We start from the raw sequence: 265 nt of genomic DNA, 5'->3' as shown, positions 1-265 counted from the left end.
GCGCCGGCACTTCAGTGCCGACGCGGCAAACGTGCTGTGGGTCGCAGATGCGACCTATGTACCCACGGGTGAAGGATTCCTCTATCTGGCGGTCGTGCTGGATGTGTTCAGCCGTCGCGTCGTCGGCTGGGCGATGTCAAACCATCTGTACACCGAACTGATGTTACGCTCGCTGGACATGGCGTTGCAGCAACGACGCCATGACGGCGTGATTCTACATTCCGATCAAGGCTGTCAATACACGTCCATTGCCTTTGGGCGGCGA

1 protein-coding gene is annotated in these 265 nt (G+C 58.9%); it reads left to right on the top strand.

Features of this window, described 5'->3' with window-relative positions; translation table 11 throughout:
* Positions 1-265 (top strand): DDE-type integrase/transposase/recombinase (locus tag PQR02_RS40955; RefSeq protein WP_408243472.1); only part of this gene is annotated, 265 nt, incomplete at both ends.

This window comes from Paraburkholderia sediminicola (assembly GCF_046026895.1).
Taxonomy (GTDB): Bacteria; Pseudomonadota; Gammaproteobacteria; order Burkholderiales; family Burkholderiaceae; genus Paraburkholderia; species Paraburkholderia sediminicola_C.
The sequence above is the reverse complement of the archived record's forward strand: the minus strand, read 5'-3'. Positions and strand labels throughout refer to the sequence as shown.